We start from the raw sequence: 17,643 nt of genomic DNA, 5'->3' as shown, positions 1-17,643 counted from the left end.
CCACTTGCCCCCTGTTCGTCGTTCGTTCTATCGCTGGCTTCGATGCCCGAGCCGCTGCTCCTGCCCGCCATCCACGCCAGTCACGCGGGTACGTGGCTGCGCGATGGCGCAGGCACGCGCGGAGTCAGCAAGGGTGAAGCGGTGACCGCCGCCGCGGATACTCCTCTGCTGCTGCTCAATGCGCCGCTGGTGGCGACCCGGCTCGGTTATCCCGACCTCTCGGGGCTCGACCTCCTCGAATTGTTCGCCTTCGTACACCCGGCGCGGTTCGCAGTGCCGACGCCGAAGGGTCTCGCCCATGTACTCGGCATCGACGAACCGCCGAGCGACGACGCCGTACCCGGTTTTCTCCAGCGTGCGGCAGGGGCGCTGATTGCCGTTTGCGGGAGTGAGGAATGGCCCGAGCGCGAGGGTGCGTGGTCTACCCTCCAGTCGCTCGTGCGGATGCGCTGGCCGTGGGCGCAGGTCTTGCTGCCCCATGTCCGCAAGCCCGAGCGCGCCGAACGCTGGCTGTTCGCCCGCCTGCCCGAGTGGGAGGAAACGCCCGAGCGCCCCGCCCCGGGCCACGTGCTCATCGAGGAGGAGGAGGTCGAGGCGCGTCTTGCCCGCCTGACCGGCGAAGGCGCCGAACAGCGCGAAGGGCAACGCCGCTATGCGCGCGAGGCCGGCGGCGTGTTCGCACCGCGTGCCCAGCGCGGCGTGCCGCACGTGCTGCTCGCGCAGGCAGGCACCGGGATCGGGAAGACGCTGGGCTATCTCGCGCCCGCGCACCTGTGGTCCGAGCGGTCGGGCGGGACGGTCTGGGTCTCAACCTTCACGAAGAACCTCCAGCGCCAGCTTCGCCGGGAAAGCGGGCGCGCGTGGCCGGTGGAGCGCACCGACGGGACGCGGCCGGTCGTGGTGCGCAAAGGCCGCGAGAACTACCTCTGCCTGCTCAACCTCGAAGACGCTCTGCAGGGCGGCTTCGGCGGGCGCGCCGCGATCCTGGCCCAACTGGTCGCGCGGTGGGCCGCGTTCAGCCAGGACGGCGACATGATCGGCGGCGACCTGCCCGGATGGCTCGGAACGCTGTTCCGCAAGCGCGGCATTGCTGCCCTGACCGACCAGCGCGGCGAGTGTGTCTATGCCGGGTGTCCTCATTACCGGAAATGCTTCATCGAGCGCGCCGCGCGGGCGAGCGCGCAGGCCGATCTCGTCATCGCCAACCACGCGCTGGTGATGGTCAATGCCGCGCGCGGCCGGGACCACGCCCAGCGACCGACACGCATCGTGTTCGACGAAGGGCACCACGTGTTCGAGGCGGCCGACAGCACCTTCGCCGCCGCGTTGACCGGGGCAGAGGCGATCGAGCTCCGCCGATGGATCGTCGGTCCGGAGAAGCAGTCGCGCGGGCGGCGGCGCGGGTTGGCCGCGCGGCTCGCGGACGTCGCCAGCTATGACGAAGCAGGCGGCAAGGCGATCGAGGCTGCGCTCGCGGCGGCGCAGGAGCTCCCGAGCGAGGGCTGGCTCCAGCGGCTCGTCGATGGCACCCCGCATGGCCCGGTCGAAATGCTGCTCGGCGCGGTACGCAGCGTGACCTATGCCCGCGACGAAAGCGGCGGTCAGGACGCGGGCTACGGCATGGAGACCGAAGCCGCGGGGCTCGACGGGCCGGTGGTCGAACTCGCCGCGCAGGCGGCAGGGGCGCTTGCGGCGATCCGCTCGCCGCTGCTGCGACTCGGCGCGCGGCTGGAGGCGGTGATCGGCGATCCGCCCGACTGGCTCGACGCGCAAGGCCGCGCGCGGATCGAAGGAGCGCGTCACTCGCTCGCCTGGCGGTGCGACCTCTTGGCCGCTTGGGAAGCGCTGCTCGACCGGCTCGGAGGGCCGGGAGATCCCGAATTCGTCGACTGGCTCGCGGTCGAACGCAGCGATACGCGCGAATTCGACGTCGGCCTCCACCGCCACTGGCTCGACCCGATGAAGCCGTTCGCGCGCGTGGTGCTGGAACCCGCGCACGGCGTGATGCTGACGAGCGCCACGCTCAAGGACGGACCCGATTGGGACGCCGCGATCGCGCGCAGCGGGGCCGCGCATATCGAGGTGCAGCCTCGCATCAGCGAGGCGGAGAGCCCGTTCGACTACGCCAGCAATGCCGAGGTGCTGATCGTCACTGATATCCAGCGCGGCGACATTCCCGCGCTCGCGGGTGCCTATGGCCGCCTAATAGAGGCGAGCGGCGGGGGTCTGCTCGGGCTGTTCACCGCCATCCGGCGGCTACGCGCGGTCCATGGGCGGATCGCCGATCGGCTCGCGCGAAGCGGTCTGCCGCTCTATTCACAGCACGTCGATCCGATCGACACCGGCACGCTGGTCGATATCTTCCGCGACGATCCCGCCGCTTCGCTGCTCGGCACGGACGCGCTGCGCGACGGGGTCGACGTGCCGGGCCGTTCGTTGCGGTGTGTGGTCATGGAACAGGTGCCTTGGCCACGACCGACGATCCTCCACCGCGCACGGCGCGCGGCGGGCGGCGGCTCCGCCTACGACGACCGGATCATCCGCGCCCGCCTTTCTCAGGCATTCGGGCGGCTCATCCGTTCGAAGGACGATCGCGGGCATTTCATAGCCCTTTCGCCCGCCTTTCCCAGCCGGTTGCTGACGGCTTTTCCGCCAGGCACCCCGGTGGTGCGCTGCACCCTCGACGAGGCTTTACAACGCGTGGCCCACGCGCGAGAGGACGGCGAACCGCGCGCCGCCCTTGAGGAACCGGCGCCCCAGGGGGACGATCTGACCTGACCAAGCTGCTCGGCCTCCTGCGCCATGCCAAGTCCGAATGGGACGACATCGGCCAGCGCGACTTCGATCGCGGGTTGAACGAGCGGGGGCGCCGAGGCGCGCGGCTGATCGGCAACCATATTCGAGCACAGGGCACCGATTTCGATCTCATCGTCGCCAGTCCCGCCGAGCGGGTGAAGGCGACCCTTGCCGAAGCGATGCCCGACGCCGAGGTGCGCTGGGACCGCCGCATCTACCTCGCCGATATCGAATCGCTGCTCGACGTTCTGCGTGAGGCGGGCGAGGCGAACGCAGTGCTGCTTTCGGGCCATAACCCGGGGATGCAGGACCTGCTGTTCGCGCTGGTCCCGCCGGCCAACGAAAACGAGATGTTCGACGAGGCCTCGGTCAAGTTCCCGACCGCCGCGTTTGCTCTTTTGGAGCTCGATATCGACGATTGGGCGAAGTTAGCGCGCGATTGCGGCAAGCTGGTGCATTTTCAGCGCCCGCGCGACCTCGATCCCACGCTGGGGCCCGAGCATTGATCAGCGCAGCACGCGCGGCCCCGGTCCGTGATCGCCCCAGGTGTCGTCAGGGTTGTAAAGGCGGCATGTCTTAAGGCTGAGGCACCCGCAGCCGATACAGCCGTCGAGATCGTCGCGGGTCTTCTGCAGGGTCGCGATCTTCGCATTGATAGCCGCGCGCACCCGTCCGCTGATCCGCTTCCAGTCGGCGGCGGTCGGGTTGCGGCCATGCGGGAGGCGCGAAAGCTCGCCCTCGATCTCGCCCAGCGAAAGGCCCAGCCCCTGCGCGATCAGCACGAAGCTCAGCCGCCGGATGTCGCCCCGCAGGAAGCGCCGCTGGTTGCCGCCGGTGCGGATCGGCTCGACCAGCCCGCGCGCCTCGTAATAGCGGATTGCCGAGACGCTGAGGCCCGTGCGGCGGGCAAGTTCGCCGATGGTGAGCAGGTCGGTCGCGCGCCGCATTGCGAGAAACTCCTTGACCTAAAGTTAAGTTGAGGTTGCATCCTTGTGGGCATCCGATTCGCAATGCAAGGAATTCAATGATGCCGACCGCCCGCCTCGAACACGTGAACATCTCGGTCACCGACGCCGATCGCACTGCCGATCTCGTCGCCAGACTCACCGGGTGGCACCGCCGCTGGGAAGGTCCCTCGCTCGACAACGGGCGCTCGATTCATCTCGGCGACGAGCGCGCGTACGTCGCCATCCACACCAGCCCCAGGGTGCGAGGCGGCTTCGTGAAGAGCGTGCCGATGAACCATATCGGCATCGCGGTAAGCGAACTCGACACCGCGGAGGCGACCGTGCTCGATGCCGGGCTCACCCCGTTCAACCACAGCCAGTACGACCCCGGCCCGCGCTCGTTCTACTTCTTCGACTGGGACGGGATCGAGTGGGAGATCGTCAGCTACGGTTAGATCAGCGGCTGCTGCGCCGGGCGCTCGCCGGTGACCCACAGCGCATCGGTCCGCTCGGTCGCGAGTTCGAGGTCGCAGGTCCTGACCAGCGCCAGCGCCTCGTCCTCGCTGCCGTGCTGCCACTGGTCGAACTGCTCGGGGGTCAGGATCACCGGCATACGGTCGTGCACATCGACCATCTGCGCGCAGGCGTCTGCCATGACCATCGTGTAGGCGTGTCCCCACTCTGCAGTCGGACGCCAGAGGCCGGCGACCGCGAACATCTCGTGCCCGGCGAGCTTGTACCAAGTCCGCGTCATCGCCCCGCGCTTACCCTCGGGCTCTGCCCACTGGGTGACCGGGATCAGGCAGCGGCGCCTGGCGAAGCTATCGCGCCAGAAGGCGGTCGTCAGCTTGTCGTCGCGCGCGTTGGTTACTGGCTTGGGCTTCAACGGCTGGCCCTGCTTGCCCTTCAGCACGACCGGGTAACCCCAGTTCATCTGCCGCACGCGCCCTTCCGCGACGACTAGGCCGGGATAACCGGGATAGACCTCCTCACCGAAGTTCGCCCCCGCCGCGTCGTTGATCGCCGCAAACCACTTAGCGACCTCGTCCGCGTTCTTCGTCATGCGGTAGAGGTTGCACATCAGGCCAAAAACCTAGGCATTACCGACCACGAAGCACGCCGCCGCCACCAACGCGCCCGCCATCCGGTTGGAGCGGAAGCGGGCGAGCGGGTTGTCGGGGTCGGTCGGGTCGAGCGTCAGCCCCTGCCACAGCAGGTGGACCGCCGCGGGCACCAGCGCCGACAAAGCGATCCAGTCGGCGCGCAGCACGTAGAACGCCAGCGCCCAGAACATCAGCGCAAGGCAGTAGAAGCAGATCACCCCCGGCTTGACCTGCTGGCCTAGCCGCAACGCGCTCGAGCGGATGCCGACCAACGCGTCGTCCTCGCGGTCTTGCAGCGCGTAGATCGTGTCGTAGCCCATGCACCAGAAGAAAGCCCCGGCGTAGAGCGCGGCCATTACCTCCCAGTGCTCGTTGCGCAACGCGGTCCACCCCACCAGCGCGCCCCACGTAAAGACGAGACCGAGCCACGCCTGCGGCCACCACGTGATTCGCTTCATGAAGGGATAGGCTGCAACCAGCGCGAGGCTTCCCAGCGCGACGAGCTGCGCCTGCCAGCGCAGCTGCAGCAGCACGACGAGGCCGACCACGCACAGCACGATCAGCCAGCTCCAAGCCAGCTTCACCGACACCCGCCCACTCGCCACCGGGCGCGACGCGGTTCGCGTCACCAGCCGGTCGAGGTCTGCATCGACGATATCGTTGTAGACGCACCCCGCCCCTCGCATCGCGATGCTGCCGAGTAGGAACCAGCCGACGAGGGCAAGCTGCCACCCCGCCCCCGCCAGCCACACGCCCCACGCGCAGGGCCAGAACAGCAGCCACCACCCGATCGGACGGTCGAATCGCGCGAGCATGGCAAGGTCGCGCGGGAGCTGCGGCAAGCTGGCGACGATGCCGCGATGCTCAGTATCGGGTACGATCGTTTCGCTCACGCCTTGTTCCCTAGCGGCGCGCGTGCCACGTGAAAAGCGATGCCCGCCACCCCCGCCTGGCCTCCGAAAAGTGCTCCGCGGCTGTTCGTCGATCGCGAACTGGCGCAGGGCGTCTCGATCATGGTCGAGGGTAACCAGGCGCACTACCTGTCGCGGGTGATGCGCGCTGCGCCCGGCGATACAGTGATCCTGTGCGACGACGTCACCGGCGAATGGGCGGCGACGGTGCTTTCCGCGAGCAAGCGCGACGTCGTGCTGGAACCCGCCGAACGCTTGCGCCCACGCGAGGCTGTGCCCGATTTCTGGTTGTGCCCTGCCCTGCTCAAGAAGGACTGCTTCGACTTCGTGCTCGAAAAGGCGACCGAGCTTGGCGTAGCCGCGATCCGCCCGGTGATCACGCGGCGCTGTGTCGCCGACAAGCTCAACCTCAATCGCGCTCGCGCTGTCACCGTCGAGGCCGCCGAGCAATGCGCGCGCACTGCGCTGCCCGAGCTTGCCGAACCGGCCACGCTGGACGCGATGCTGCGCGCATTGCCCGCAGACCGGACGCTGTACTTCGCCGACGAGGCCGGTGGTGCGCCCGCAGCCGGAGCGTTTGCGAAAGTGACCGCACCGGCAGCCCTGCTGACGGGGCCCGAAGGCGGCTTCGACGACGCCGAACGCGCGGCGATTCGCGCCCATCCCCGGGCGGTCGCGATCACCCTTGGCCCCCGCATCCTCCGCGGCGAGACGGCCGCCATCGCGGCGGTCGCGTTGTGGATGGGGACAGTCGGCGACTGGCAAAATTAAATCGCTGGCGCCCAGCATTCCGGTTTTCTAGTGCAACCCGCATGAGCACGCGGCAGGCCTCCGAGGCGGACGATCCCTTCATCGACAGCCGCGAGCAACTCGTGGCACCCATGGCGGCGGGCGAGAAGCCGATCGACGACTGGCGCATCGGCACAGAGCACGAAAAGCTGGTCTTCAAGGGAGAGGATCACCGTGCGCCCTCCTACGAGGAAGGCTGCGGCATTCGCGACCTGCTCTTGGCGCTGACCCGCTTCGGTTGGCAACCGGTCGAGGAAAACGGCACGGTGATTGCCATGAGCGGCCCCGACGGGACCGTCAGTCTCGAGCCTGCGGGCCAGCTCGAACTCAGCGGCGCGCCGGTGGTCAACCTGCACCAGACCTGCGCCGAGACTGGCCGCCACCTGACGCAGGTGAAGGCGATCGGTGGTAAATGCGGCGTCGGCTTCCTCGGCCTCGGCATGTGGCCCGACAAGACCCGCGAAGAGCTGCCGATCATGCCCAAGGGCCGCTACGAGATCATGCTGCGGCACATGCCGCGCGTAGGCAGCCTCGGCCTCGACATGATGCTGCGGACCTGCACGATCCAGACCAACCTCGACTATTCGAGCGAGGCCGACATGGTGCAGAAGTTCCGCGTTTCGCTGGCGCTCCAGCCGCTCGCCACCGCGCTGTTCGCGAACTCGCCTTTCACCGAAGGCAAGCCCAACGGCTACCTCAGCTATCGCAGTCACATTTGGTCGGACACCGATCCCCACCGAACGGGGATGCTGCCGTTCGTGTTCGAGGACGGCTTTGGCTACGAACGCTACGCCGACTACATGCTCGACGTGCCGATGTACTTCGTGTTCCGCGAAGGCCGGTACATAGACGCGTCGGGTCTGAGCTTCCGCGATTTCCTCGACGGCAAGCTGTCGGTCTTGCCGGGCGAGAAGCCGCGCATGAGCGACTGGTGGGATCACCTGTCGACCGCCTTTCCCGAAGTACGCCTCAAATCATTCCTCGAGATGCGCGGTGCCGACGGCGGCCCGTGGAAGCGCATCTGCGCCCTCCCGGCATTGTGGGTCGGCCTGCTCTACGACCAGGGTGCGCTCGACGCGGCGTGGGACCTCGTCAAGGACTGGACGATGGAAGAGCGTGAGACTCTGCGCGCGAGCGTGCCGAAGCTCGCGCTCGACGCGCCAATACCCGGTGGCCGCACCTTGCGCGACATCGCACCTGAGGTGCTTCGGATCGCCCGTGCAGGCTTGACCGCGCGCAGCCAGCTCAATTCGGTAGGCGACAACGAGGCCGGCTTCCTCAACCCGCTCGACCAGATCGTCGCCAGCGGCACAGTTCCGGCGCAGCGCCTGCTCGACCTTTACAACGGCGAATGGGCGGGTGATATCTCGCGGGTGTATGAGGAGAGCTTCTGATGATCCTCGTGCTGGGCACCGTGAAACTTGCGCCTGAACGCCTGGAAGGTGCCCGTGCCGCGATGGAGCGGATGGTCACCGCCAGCCGCGTAGAGCCGGGCTGCATCGCCTATGGCTATGGCCAGGATATGCTCGACCCGAACACGATCCACGTCGTCGAGAAGTGGCGCGACCGCGCGGCGCTCGACGCGCATTTCGCCACGCCGCACATGGCCGAATGGCGCCGGGTGATGGGCGAACTCGGTCTGTCCGGCCGTGACCTGCAGGTATTCACGGCCGACGAAGGCCAGCCGATCTAGCGGCTCACTCTGCCGGCTGGGCGGCCAACGGATCGAACCCGCGCACCCGGATGCCGAGCCGCCGCTTGAGGCGGGTCAGAGGCGCGGTGATCAGCCCGTGCTCGCTCATCCAGGCGTGGTAGGCGCGGTACTTCACGTCTTCGTGCCACAGGTGCTCTTCCTCGGTCCGCGCGCGCCAGTAATAGATCGCGTTGACCAGCAGCAGGCACGCTACATTCCGCACCGCGTCGGTGGTCGAGGCGTTGGTGACCATGAACGGCAGCGTCGACAGCCACCAGAAGGTGTTCTTGGCGAGATAGGCGGGATGCCGCGTGAAGCGGTAGGGGCCGTTCGTCAGCACGCCGCGATAGGTCAGGTTCGAGAACCGCAGCCCGAACGCGAAGGTCGCCCAGGCATAGATCGCCGTCAATGCGACGAGCACGATCGCCCAAATCCACATCAGCAGCGGTTGCCCGCCGAGCCACACGGTCCAGTTGGCGTCGCCCTGCCCCGGCGTTCCGAACTCGTAACCGAGCAGGCCCGACCCCATGAACCCGAACACGAACGGCGGGTAACACATAAGCGCCGCGACCCAGCCCGCGAGGTAGGGATTGCCGCTGCGGATATGCGCGTCGAGCGGGCGGAGCGTGACGAGATAGCCGACAGTGCCGATCTGCACGTCGATGAGGAACAAGACTCCGATCAGCGCCATCCCGAGCGCTGCCGGGTTCGCCGCCAGCCCTGCGAAATCCGCATTGACCGCCGCCTGGAAACCCGGCGGCAGGATCGAGATCATGAACGCGCCGAAGAAGCCCTTGATGATCCACGCACGCCAGTGGCGCTTAACCTCTTCGAAGTCGTAGGCCTCGCGGCCCAGCAGCATCGCGCCGAAGTGCCACGCATGGTCGCGCGGATTCACCAAGTGGCGATCGAGCCAGAAGACGTAAGGCACCGACAGCACGACCAGCGGGATCGCCGCTGCGCCGAGGACCTGCATCGCGAACAGGTATTGCCCGTCCCAATAGAAGCGACCGATCGCATAGGCACCGGCGATCGCGATCCATGTCGCCCACAGGCCTGCCAACTTGACGAAAGAGACGCGCGCCGTCTCGGCAAGCGGCCTTCGCAACGACCAGTCGATTCCGGTCGAGGGCCGCCGGTGCGCCTTGTCGACCAGCAGCGAGATGGCGATCATCGGCCCGCTCGTGAACAGCATCGCGGCGACCGCGGCATAAGGCCCGTCGAGCAGCATACGTGGCCCAGGAATGCCGAGCATATCGGCGACCAGCGGCCAGTGGCGGCAAACCGTGATCCACGCGAAAAGCCCTGCGAGCCCGGCTAGGCCCACCCAGCCGGATACGTCGCTTCTCGGAGGAGCGGTTTCGGTGGTGATCGGGCGCGCGGCGGTCACGCGCCCGCGTTAATGGCAAAGGGTTAAGAGGCCGGAAAGCCTCTCGCCCCTCCCCTTCAGCGGTAGGCGTGGATCGTACCGCCCTCGTCGAGGACGTAGAGCGTGTTGTTCGCCACCACCGGTGCCTGGCTGATCGGGCTTTTCACCGACTGGAACAGCGACGCCGAACCCTCGCCTACGCTTACGCGGTAGATCTGGCCTTCGGAGTTCGCGACCCACAGCGTGTTCCCGGCGAGCACCGGCCCGGTCCAGAAGATCGGATCCTTCTTCTTCTCGACATTGCGAAACTGGCCAAGCTCGGTGATCCAGCGGACACGCCCGTTGCCGCGGGCGATTGCCAGCAGGCGCGCGTCGTCCGTCAAGGTGAAGATCCACTCGCCCGCGATCGCCGGAGTGGAGATTCCCGCTAGGTTGAGCTCCCAGATGCGCTGGCCGGTGACCAGTTCGTACGCCGCCATGCGGCCGCCCTGACCGAGTGCATAGACGCGGCCCTGGTCGACGATCGGATCGGCGTCGATATCCGACAGCGCGCCCACTTCGGTCGAGATCGAGGTGCGCGCGAGCGCATCGGCCCACAGCGTGCGACCGTTCTCGTAACGATAGGCGACCAGCTCGCCGCTCGCATAACCCGCGACCAGCGTGCCCTGCCCGGCCGCCGGCGAGGCGACCCCGAACAGGCCGGTCTGCGTCGTCGAGCCGGATTCGTTCCACAGCAGCTTGCCGTCGGCCGCGTTGAGCGCGACGAGCTGGTTGTCCTGCGTCATCACGTAAACGGCGCCGAACGCCAGCGTCGGAGCGCCGCGCAGCGGGCCGGCGGGCTTCACCTTCCACACCTGCGACCCGTTGCTGGCATCGAGCGCGAGCACTTCGCCCACGCCGTTGGTCGCGTAGACCTTGCCCGCATCGTAGCTGACGCCGCCGCCGAAGTTTGCCGGCCGCAGGTTGCCCTCGACTTCCGCCGACTGGCTCCACAACTTTCCGCCCGACTGCGCGTCGAACGCATGGATCACGCCATTGGTGTCGGCCACGAACAGCTTGCCGTCGCCGATCACCGGCGCCGCGGCGAGCCGCCGACGGTCGCTCGATCCGGCGATGCTGACCGACCACGCCTGCGACAGATTGTCGCCCAGAGCCAGGTGGCCATAGCTCTTGGCGGCGGTACCGCCGGCCTGTGCCCACTCGGTGTTAGGCTGCGCTGGCGGGAGGACCACCGTCACGCCCGCGAGCGCGGGATCGACCTTGGCCGACTCGATGCGCGACAGGATCGGCACGCGGTTGCCGACCGTCGGAGTGATCTTCTTGTCCTTGCCGCCGAACAGACCGCCGCCGCACGCGGACAGGCCGAGCGTCACGGCGAGCAGAAGTCCGCCACGCGCGGCGGAACGGAGGAACCTGGCGGTCTTCATCGGTGGATCGATCCTCTCGAAAATCATTCTGCGGGGGCTGCGGCCGGACCCGCGAGCTGCGCATCCGGCTGGCCGATAACCGTGTCGACATCGTCGATTGCGTCGACACCGAGCAGGCCGGCCATCTGGCGCACGCGGCCCTTCGTTGAATCGGGGGTGTTCTTGTCGCGCGAGATCGCGGCGAACAGTGCGCCCGCCTCTGCCTGCTTGCCCTGGTCGAGATAGGCCATCGCCACCAGCTCGCCGGCGGGAGCGAAGAACGGGTTGCCGGGCACGGCCAGCGGCTTCAGCTTGGCAACAACGTCGGCCGGAGGCGTCGTATCGTACCGCGTCGTAACCGCGCGGATCAGCGCGATATCGCGCAGCGCCTGCGGAGCGTCGCCATCGGCGGCAACCTTGTCGAACAGTGCGGCCGCTTCGGCGGGCTTGGACTGCTCCATCGCAATCCCGGCCTTGAGCAACTGTGCCGAAGCGCGAGCCGCCGCATTGCCGTCGGCGATCAGCGGATCGAGCGCGGCCGCACCGCCGGCCAGATCACCGCGCTGCACGTCATCGAGCGCCGCCACGAGCTTTTCGCTGTCGGCTTCGTTCGCGGCATCCTGGCGATTCTGCCAGAACAGGAACCCGCCGAAAGCGGCGAGCACCAGCACCACGAGGACGATAGCCGGCTTCGCGTACTTCTCCGCAGCCTCGGCATACTGGTCCTGCCGCACGGCATCGTCGACCTCGCGCAGGAGGACGTCTTCCTGCGCGGACTGCGCACGGGCACGTTTTTCTTCGGGGGTCAGCGCATTGTCGGGTCTAAGGGCCACGGGCGGTTCTTGCGTCTCGTTGTTTTGGGAGAGGGTCTTGCGGCGCGTCTTTAGCCGATGGACGGTTCAATTCAACGTGCAAAACCCGATGTCCCCCGCCGCGTGAACCACGGGTGAAGGGTGAGCGCCACTCATGGCAGCGAGGGGCGGCCCATCGCGCTCGCATAGAGGCGGCGGTAAGCAGCGATCATCTGCGCTTCGTCGAACTCGGCACGGGCCCTTGCGCGGTTGGCCTTGCGCAACACTGAGCGCCGCTCGGTATCGTAGACGAGCGAAGCGATCGCTTCGGTCAACGCTGCCTCGTCCCCCGGTGGGACGATGAAGGGTCGGTTCTCCTCGGCGACGATCAGCGGCACGTCGCCCACGCCGTATGCAGCCACAGGTCGTCCGGCCGCCATCGCCTCGACCAGCGATAGCGGAAACTGTTCGGAGTGCGAGGAGAGCGAGAACACGTCGAAGAGCCCGACGTAGCGCTGGGGATCCCGGACGAACCCCGGCAGGTGGACCCGGTGTTCGACGCCAAGACGCGCGGCCTCGGCGCGGATTGCTTCGCGCTCGGGACCCTCGCCAACGATGACGAGGTGGCAGTGATCGGGGAGGCCTGCGCAGATGCGCACCAACGCCGGCAGGTTCTTGACTGCGCGCAGCCCCGCCATCGTCCCGATCCAGAACTCGCCGGGCCGCTTGATGAGGCCGGGGATCGCATCGGGCCTGGGCGCCGTGGACGGGAAAGCGGCTGTATCGATCCCGTTGCGGATCAGCTTTACCCGTCCAATCGGCTGCGCCCACGCGGTCAGCGCAATCTCCTCGAGCGTCTCGGACGGTACGACTAACCTCCGCGCGCGGCCAAGCGCAATGCGGCGGAACCAGTTGCGCGAGGCCTTGAGCTTCACGCGCTCGTCGTCGTTGAAGCCGTCCTCGTGGTGGATCAGCGGCGGCAAGGCGAGCATCTCGCCGAAAAGCGTATTCGCGAGCACCGCATCCATCGCGCCCCAGTTGTAGGTGAGCACGAGATCGTAGCCGCGCATCGCCTCCGCGATCCGACGCAAACGGCCGGGCGTGGGCCTGCCCTTCAACGACGGGAAATCCTTGGGCCATCGCACGGTAATGCCGCGATCGAGTTCGGCCGCCGCTCCCGTTTCGCCTGGCACGGCGGATACGACCGCGTGCTCGATCCCGGGGCCGAAGGCGTTCATGAGCCGTACCGCGCGGCGCTCCTTGCCCCCAGCGGCGAAGGTGGAATGCAGGTGCAGGATGCGAAGCGGCGGGTCGCCTGCTCCTTTCGCCGGTCGCTTGGCCGTGCCGGCGGCTGGTCTGGTTTTCATCGAATTCGCCCGGATCCCGCATGATCGGGGCGCTTGCACGCTGGCCCCACGCGCTCCACTATCGCCGGATGCTGGATGAACCGCAACCTGCCGGATTCCGGCCCGAACGTCCGCTCCTCGCGCTCGCCGACTGGCTTGGCGATCCGGTCGCACCGGCGGACTTTCCGCGTACCGAGCTGCGCTGGCGCAACGACCGCGCGGCGGCGACGGTGGGCCTCGAGAACCTCACCGACGAAGAATGGATCCGCCACTTCGCGCGCTTCGAGCCATTACCCGGCACCCTGCCCGGTCCGCTGGCGCTACGCTATCACGGACACCAGTTCCGGGTGTACAATCCCGAACTAGGCGACGGTCGCGGGTTCACCTTCGCACAGATGCGCGACAGCGACGGGCGGCTGCTCGAGCTGGGTACCAAGGGATCGGGCACGACCCCGTGGAGCCGCACCGCCGACGGCCGACTGACACTGAAAGGCGCGGTGCGCGAGCTGCTGGCGACCGAGATGCTCGAGGCGCTCGGCGTCAACACCAGCAAGACTTTCTCGATCGTCGAGACGGGCGAGGAACTGGTGCGCGGCGACGAGCCTTCGCCCACGCGATCGGCGGTGCTCGCACGGCTCAGCCACGGACACGTTCGGATCGGCAGCTTCCAGCGGCTTGCAGTGCTCGAGGAGCGCGAGCATCTTGCTGCGCTAGTGGACTATTGCCTCGCGCAATTTCCGGGTCCGCTGCCACCGGACGACGCGCCGGGTCGCAACGAGCCGGCAGTGATCCTGATGCACCAGGTCGTCGAACGGCTCGCGGATCTTGCGGCGAGCTGGATGGTCGCCGGGTTCGTCCACGGGGTGCTCAACACCGACAACATGAATGTTAGCGGCGAGAGCTTCGATTACGGACCGTGGCGATGGCTGCCGAAATGGGACCCGGCATTCACCGCTGCCTATTTCGATCACGCCGGACTCTACGCGTTCGGTCGGCAGCCGGAGGCGTTGTACTGGAACTGCGGGCAACTCGCGATCGCGCTGCGATCAGTGGCCGAAGCGCCCCCCCTGCTCGCCGCGCTCGAGCGGTTCGGACCGCTCTACATGGCGCACACACGGCGGCGATGGCTGTGGCGGCTGGGGGTGAGATCACGCGACGATGAAGCCGACGCAGCTGTGGTCGCGGCGTGCGAGGCCGCGATGCGCGACAGCGACGACTCCCCCGACGCGTTCTTTCACCGCCATCGCTTCGGACGGGATGTGGGGGCAGGAGCTTTCGCGGAGGCACTGGATGGCTACGAGCCGATCGGCTCGCAGCATGCGCTGTGGGACGAGCCGGCCCCGCCGTCGCTTGTCATCGAGCGCGTCGAGGCCATCTGGACGGCGATCGCCGATTGCGATGACTGGACTCTTCTCTCGTCCGAAATCGCAGCGATCAGGCGCCTGGGCGAAGCGCTCGGCACGGTGCCCGTTCCGGCTGGCGGCTCCGTAAATCTGGAATTCTCGCGCGAAAATCCTTAACCATTTACAGCATCTCTGCGTAAGAGTTTGTCGCTCGAGAAGACAAGCGGATAGCACCCGGAGTTTACCATCTTGCCCGCCCCAGACATCATTTCCTTCGAACCGGCGACGGGCGCCGAATTGTGGCGCGGCGCGGTGGGCGACGTGGACGCCGCGGTCGATCGCGCGCGGCGTGCCTGGCCGGAGTGGGCGGCGAAACCCCTTGCCACACGGGTCGAGCTGGTTCGCCGGTTCGCCAACGAAGTGCGCAAGAATCACGACAGGTTCGCCGAACTGATCGCACGCGAAACCGGCAAGCCGCTGTGGGAAGCGCGGACCGAGGTCGAGGCGGTGATCGCCAAGGTCGATATCTCGGTCATAGCCTATGCCGAGCGCACCGGGCAAAAGAAGTTCGACAGCGCGCTCCAAGGCACCAGCGCCGTTCGCCACAAGCCGCACGGCGTGATGGTGGTTCTTGGCCCCTACAATTTCCCTGCGCACCTGCCCAACGGGCACATCGTTCCGGCACTGATTGCGGGGAACGTCGTGATTTTCAAACCGAGCGAGAAGACGCCCGCAGTCGGTGAATTCCTCATCGGCTGCTTCCAGCGCGCGGGGATTTCTGCCGCGGTCGTCCAATTGCTCGTCGGCGGCCCAGACGAAGGTCAGGCGCTCGTCGCGCATCGCGACATCGATGGCGTGCTATTCACCGGCAGCGCGCAGGCGGGCATCGCGATCAACCGCAAGCTCGCCACCAGCCCGGGCAAGATCGTCGCGCTCGAGATGGGCGGCAACAACCCGATCGTTGTCACCGACACGCCTAAGATGTCGGAAGCGGCGATCCTCGTCGTCCAGAGCGCCTTCACCACCGCCGGACAGCGGTGCACCGCCGCGCGGCGGCTAATCGTCAAATCGAGCATGTATGATGCGCTCGTCGGCGAAGTGAAGAACCTCGCCGACCGGATCATCTACGGCGAGCCGTTCGCCGATCCCTCTCCCTTCATGGGGCCGTTGATCGATAACGCGGCGGCGGACCAGTTGTCCGACAGCTTCCTCTACCTGCTGTCGCACGGCGGCAAGGCGATCAAGCACATGCTGCGGCCCGACGACACCAAGCCCTTCGTCAGCCCGGGGATCATCGACGTGACCGCGATGACCGATCGCCCGGACGTGGAATTGTTCGGCCCGCTGCTTCAGGTCGTACGCGTCGACGATCTGGACGAGGCGATCGCCGAGGCGAACAACACGCGTTTCGGACTGGCGGCGAGCCTGATCGGCGGATCCCCGCAGGACTACAACCGCTTCTGGGCCAACGTGCGCGCGGGCATCGTCAACTGGAACCGGCCGACCAGCGGGGCGAGCAGCAAGGCGCCGTTCGGCGGGCTGGGTCTGTCGGGCAACCACCGTCCCGCGGCATTCTACGCCGCCGACTACTGCGCCTATCCCGTCGCGAGCGTCGAAATGGACCAGCCCCGCGCGAGCATGGGCGTGGGATTCCGCGACGAACGGCGCGCGGCCCGGCGGCCATTAGAAGGCTAGCGGAGGACGACCGCGAGGCGCACCAGCGAACCGTCCCCGGCGGGCGCTATCCGCACGTCGTACACGAGCCCATTCCCGCCCCCACGCAGGACTTCGCCCGTCCCGTCGGCGTGGCGGGTCGCGGACAGGCCCGTCAGGCGCGTTCGCGCAGCGTAGAAGGCCAGCATCTCTGCCGGCGGGATGGGCGCGGTATACGTTATCGCACGCACCCGGCATTTCGCATCGAGTCCCGCCGCCGACTGGACTGCCCCGCGCGGATAGATCGGCACGCCGGTCGGCATCCGAGCGGCCCAGATCGCCCCCGTCTGCAATTGCGCGCGGCATGAAGCGGTCGTGTTCATGGTCGCGAGTTGCGCTTCGGCACCCGGCGATGCCAGCGCGGCCATATTCCCGGGCGCAGTCGAAAGCTCTCCGAACCTCTCCGCGCCGCGCGTCAAGGCGGCGGCTTCGGCTCGCGCCGCGGCGATAAATTCGGGGGTCGCGGACAACACGGGGAGCGACGAATCGCTTTCGACGCGTAGCGCAGCGGCAGCTTCGTTCCGGCTCGCCAGATCAGGATCGGTCATCAGCGGATCGTCTAGCGCCCGAGCAACCTGCGGATCCCGCACTTTCGGAGCTTCGGGCGCAGGATCGTCGCGGCACGCGCTCAACGCGCCCAGCAGCATCAGGATTGGCACAGCGCGCAGCATTGCCGTGCCCCTAGCCGATCAGTCTTGGCAAAAGAAGAAGGCGCCCCCCGCCGAAGCAAGGAGCGCCTTCCGCGTCCCCGAGTTGGGTTCGCGCTTGCGACCGCGGGTGGGCACGGCCGCGAAGCTGGTCAGGTCAGTTTACTGGCAGCGCGAGCTGCTCCGATCGATCGACCGGCCGAGCAGAGCACCGCCCGCCGCGCCGAGGATCGCGCCGAGGGTGCGGTCGCCATAACGCCCCGCGACTTCGCGGCCGAGAAGGGCGCCGCCCGCGGCACCGATCAGCAGACCGGTCGTGCCGTTCGAACGCTTGCAGTAATAGCGGCCATCATCGCCCTGCCATACGCGGGTGTTGGCGTAGACCGGCTCGCCGTAATAGGACTGCTGGTAGCCGTAGCCGTTGTTGTACTGGCCGCCGTAGCGGCTGTCGTATCGGCGATCGTGGCGCTTCTGCTTCTTGCCGTGCTCCTGCGCCATGTCGCTCCACACGGCGCTGTTCTGCCACGCGGCGCTGTGCTGCGCGGGGGCTGCGGCTGCCGGCATCGCCAACGCGAGACCCGGCACGGCCATCGCCAGCGCTGCGGTCTTCATCAGGTTCGGCTTCATAGGGACTTCCTTTCCATTCTCTCGCGACCGAGAGGCTGAGTGATCACCCCTGCTGTCCCGTTCATAAATAGAGATGTGAAGCTGAACGATCCGCAACACCGCTTTCAGACAGCGATTTTTTTGATTGGCCGTCGAACAGCCAAAAAATCGACCGTTTTCCGC

Annotated in this window: 17 protein-coding genes; 8 read left to right on the top strand and 9 right to left on the bottom strand. The window is 67.4% G+C overall.

The features are described 5' to 3' along the window. The first annotated feature begins 42 nt into the window (after positions 1 to 42). A complete protein-coding gene (locus tag ACWPMX_RS03460) occupies positions 43 to 2,778 on the top strand; it encodes an ATP-dependent DNA helicase (protein ID WP_455698655.1) in 2,736 nt (911 codons plus the stop codon). Further along, positions 2,775 to 3,302: a SixA phosphatase family protein gene (locus tag ACWPMX_RS03455; protein WP_455700718.1), complete on the top strand. Its 528-nt coding sequence runs from the start codon at positions 2,775 to 2,777 to the stop codon at positions 3,300 to 3,302. The genes ACWPMX_RS03460 and ACWPMX_RS03455 overlap by 4 nt, the downstream gene beginning before the upstream one ends. Here ACWPMX_RS03455 and soxR read toward each other — a convergent pair whose 3' ends face one another. After that, the gene (gene soxR, locus ACWPMX_RS03450; protein WP_455698654.1) at positions 3,303 to 3,743 is read right to left on the bottom strand and encodes a redox-sensitive transcriptional activator SoxR; all 441 of its coding nucleotides are present in this window, start codon (positions 3,741 to 3,743) and stop codon (positions 3,303 to 3,305) included. It abuts the gene before it with no gap. An 80-nt stretch (positions 3,744 to 3,823) separates the two neighbouring features. On the opposite strand from soxR, the gene ACWPMX_RS03445 reads away from it, so the two are divergent. Further along, on the top strand, positions 3,824 to 4,198 hold the full coding sequence (locus ACWPMX_RS03445) for a VOC family protein (RefSeq protein ID WP_455698653.1): 375 nt from the start codon (positions 3,824 to 3,826) through the stop codon (positions 4,196 to 4,198). Here ACWPMX_RS03445 and ACWPMX_RS03440 read toward each other — a convergent pair. Together ACWPMX_RS03440 and ubiA are read right to left on the bottom strand one after the other, a co-directional pair. Then, entirely contained in the window at positions 4,195 to 4,824 is a 630-nt protein-coding gene (locus ACWPMX_RS03440) for an SOS response-associated peptidase (protein ID WP_455698652.1), read from the bottom strand. The two genes, ACWPMX_RS03445 and ACWPMX_RS03440, sit on opposite strands and share 4 nt — an antisense overlap. A gap of 12 nt (positions 4,825 to 4,836) precedes the next feature. Then, positions 4,837 to 5,739, bottom strand: coding sequence for a 4-hydroxybenzoate octaprenyltransferase (gene ubiA / locus ACWPMX_RS03435; protein WP_455698651.1), 903 nt, complete (start codon positions 5,737 to 5,739; stop codon positions 4,837 to 4,839). A gap of 39 nt (positions 5,740 to 5,778) precedes the next feature. Between ubiA and ACWPMX_RS03430 the strand changes: the two genes are divergently transcribed. The 3 genes from ACWPMX_RS03430 to ACWPMX_RS03420 are packed head-to-tail and all read left to right on the top strand — an operon-like array spanning position 5,779 to position 8,239. Then, positions 5,779 to 6,528: a 16S rRNA (uracil(1498)-N(3))-methyltransferase gene (locus ACWPMX_RS03430; RefSeq protein WP_455698650.1), complete on the top strand. Its 750-nt coding sequence runs from the start codon at positions 5,779 to 5,781 to the stop codon at positions 6,526 to 6,528. Between the two features lie 41 nt (positions 6,529 to 6,569). After that, positions 6,570 to 7,940: a glutamate--cysteine ligase gene (locus ACWPMX_RS03425; protein ID WP_455698649.1), complete on the top strand. Its 1,371-nt coding sequence runs from the start codon at positions 6,570 to 6,572 to the stop codon at positions 7,938 to 7,940. Next, entirely contained in the window at positions 7,940 to 8,239 is a 300-nt protein-coding gene (locus tag ACWPMX_RS03420) for a putative quinol monooxygenase (protein ID WP_455698648.1), read from the top strand. The genes ACWPMX_RS03425 and ACWPMX_RS03420 overlap by 1 nt, the downstream gene beginning before the upstream one ends. A 4-nt stretch (positions 8,240 to 8,243) precedes the next feature. Here ACWPMX_RS03420 and ACWPMX_RS03415 read toward each other — a convergent pair whose 3' ends face one another. The 4 genes from ACWPMX_RS03415 to ACWPMX_RS03400 form a co-directional block, all read right to left on the bottom strand. After that, positions 8,244 to 9,629: a DUF1295 domain-containing protein gene (locus ACWPMX_RS03415; RefSeq protein ID WP_455698647.1), complete on the bottom strand. Its 1,386-nt coding sequence runs from the start codon at positions 9,627 to 9,629 to the stop codon at positions 8,244 to 8,246. Positions 9,630 to 9,685: 56 nt separating this feature from the next. Then, complete coding sequence (locus tag ACWPMX_RS03410) at positions 9,686 to 11,035, bottom strand: outer membrane protein assembly factor BamB family protein (protein ID WP_455698646.1); 1,350 nt, start codon at positions 11,033 to 11,035, stop codon at positions 9,686 to 9,688. A gap of 23 nt (positions 11,036 to 11,058) precedes the next feature. Beyond that, complete coding sequence (locus tag ACWPMX_RS03405) at positions 11,059 to 11,847, bottom strand: tetratricopeptide repeat protein (protein WP_455698645.1); 789 nt, start codon at positions 11,845 to 11,847, stop codon at positions 11,059 to 11,061. Between the two features lie 131 nt (positions 11,848 to 11,978). Then, entirely contained in the window at positions 11,979 to 13,172 is a 1,194-nt protein-coding gene (locus ACWPMX_RS03400) for a glycosyltransferase (RefSeq protein WP_455698644.1), read from the bottom strand. A 68-nt stretch (positions 13,173 to 13,240) separates the two neighbouring features. Here ACWPMX_RS03400 and ACWPMX_RS03395 point away from each other — a divergent pair, with 68 nt between their 5' ends. Both ACWPMX_RS03395 and astD read left to right on the top strand, forming a co-directional pair. Then, complete coding sequence (locus ACWPMX_RS03395) at positions 13,241 to 14,671, top strand: protein adenylyltransferase SelO family protein (RefSeq protein ID WP_455700717.1); 1,431 nt, start codon at positions 13,241 to 13,243, stop codon at positions 14,669 to 14,671. A gap of 72 nt (positions 14,672 to 14,743) precedes the next feature. Further along, positions 14,744 to 16,189, top strand: a complete 1,446-nt coding sequence (astD, locus tag ACWPMX_RS03390) for a succinylglutamate-semialdehyde dehydrogenase (RefSeq protein ID WP_455698643.1) — start codon at positions 14,744 to 14,746, stop codon at positions 16,187 to 16,189. Here the strand turns inward: astD and ACWPMX_RS03385 are convergent. Both ACWPMX_RS03385 and ACWPMX_RS03380 read right to left on the bottom strand, forming a co-directional pair. Further along, positions 16,186 to 16,878, bottom strand: coding sequence for a hypothetical protein (locus ACWPMX_RS03385; RefSeq protein WP_455698642.1), 693 nt, complete (start codon positions 16,876 to 16,878; stop codon positions 16,186 to 16,188). The genes astD and ACWPMX_RS03385 overlap by 4 nt on opposite strands. Before the next feature lie 138 nt (positions 16,879 to 17,016). Further along, positions 17,017 to 17,481 (bottom strand): glycine zipper 2TM domain-containing protein, encoded by a 465-nt coding sequence (locus ACWPMX_RS03380; RefSeq protein WP_455698641.1) that lies wholly within the window; start codon positions 17,479 to 17,481, stop codon positions 17,017 to 17,019. Positions 17,482 to 17,643: the final 162 nt, after the last annotated feature.

This window comes from Tsuneonella sp. HG094, from assembly GCF_053819285.1.
This window is presented reverse-complemented; position numbering and strand designations above follow the sequence as displayed.